General features: G+C 70.1%; 1 protein-coding gene and 1 pseudogene. One reads left to right on the forward strand and one right to left on the reverse strand.

All coding sequences use genetic code 11. The features are described from left to right. Positions 1-402, reverse strand: a 402-nt coding sequence (locus AB0G02_RS39755) for a ParB/RepB/Spo0J family partition protein (protein WP_360805569.1), incomplete at its 3' end; no start/stop codon positions are given. Between the two features lie 909 nt (positions 403-1311). Here AB0G02_RS39755 and AB0G02_RS39760 point away from each other — a divergent pair. Beyond that, a pseudogene (locus tag AB0G02_RS39760) lies at positions 1312-1501 on the forward strand (serine protease); the annotation flags it as partial.

Below are 1501 nucleotides of genomic sequence, written 5' to 3' on the forward strand. Positions count from 1 at the left end.
GCCGGTCGAACGCGCCCGGACGGCGGCAACGGTGGTCGCGCTGAGGCCGGTGAGCTGGGCCAACGCCCGGTCGGACCACTCGCGGTGCGCGGTGATGATCCGCGCGGCGGCGGCCTCGCGGTCGGCCCGGGACAGCGGGAGGCCGTGGGTCACGTTCTCCCTCACCCCGCGGGCGAAGGCCTCGGCCTCGGTGCCGTCGAAGAACTCGACGGCGATCTCGGTGTCGCCGCGCAGCATCGCCGCGCGCAGCCGGTGCATGCCGTCGATCACGCGCATGGTCGAGCGGTGCACGAGTATCGGCGGCAGCGGCGCGGTGGTCCCCGCGAGCAACCGGATGTGGTCGGGGTCCTCACCGTCGAGGCGCGGTGAGTCGGCGGGCAGCGGCAGTCCCACCGGGATCATGACGGGCCCGACGTTCCTTTCCTCCTCCCCGCGGAAGAATCGGTCATCACCCGTCGTCTGCGGCTCTGCGGCCGAGCGGGGACTGCGTTGCTGACTCATCTTCGTTCTGCGCTCCGTATCCGCACTACTCACGTGTCGCACGGCCACCCGACAGGGGGCCGCGACACCGGCGTAACCGAAGAGGAGTCGTTCGACTTCCCCTTCGGCAATGGCGGTCAGGCAGGGCTGATGATCTGCGACGTGAATGTCTTCAGGTAGTCGCGCGGCGGTGCTCCACCACGAGAGCGGTGCGACAATCGGCCGGCCGGGAACGGGACACCGGACCTGGACGACGGAGCGGCGCGCAGACGGACGACAACGAATTACCCCCCTCGGCGAACTGACAGTTTCCAACCGGGTCAGCCAAGTCCAGGTTACCCATGGCCGCAGGTGACCGGTAAATCGACACCGCAGAGTTCACCTGGATAGCCGCATCCCGGCGGACGGCGGTGGCGGTCGGTGCCACCGAGGGCCGCCACCTGGTCGAACTCGATGCCCGATCCGGAGGAATCGCCCGCACAGCCCCGATCCGAGCGCGCGCGAATGGTGAAGCGAAGGTAAATACAGTCCTCTGTGGACTATCCCGTGTGGACTGGATCGCAGCCGGTCGGGCGCTATTCCACGTGATCGACGCACGGCGGTCGCGGGTCGGCGGACCCGGTCGGCAATTCGAAGGACGAATGACCCGGACGGCCGAACCGCCGCCGGCGCCACCCCGGAACACCGAGGTCAGCGCGACCCGCCGGGGTCGGACACCGGTCCTCGCGGTATTCGAGCCCACCCCCTTCTTCCCGACGAACGACTCCTGACACCCCGCTCCTCCCTGTGACAGGGTGTCGCGACCCAACCGATCGGGTTCGAGGAGACAATGTGAGACCTCACAGACTCATCCGCCCCGCGCTCGCCGCGGCGAGTGCGGCGGCGCTGCTCGTGGCGGGCGTCCAGCCGGCGTCGGGCCAGGAGAAGACGGCCGACTACACGGTGCTGCTGGAGGCCGGCGCGACCAGCCAGGCGGCGCGGGCCGCGATCCGGACCGCGGGTGGCCGGGTGACCGCCGAGA

Origin of the sequence: Actinosynnema sp. NPDC023658 (assembly GCF_040639995.1) — a bacterium.
In the GTDB taxonomy this organism is placed as follows: Bacteria; Actinomycetota; Actinomycetes; order Mycobacteriales; family Pseudonocardiaceae; genus Actinosynnema.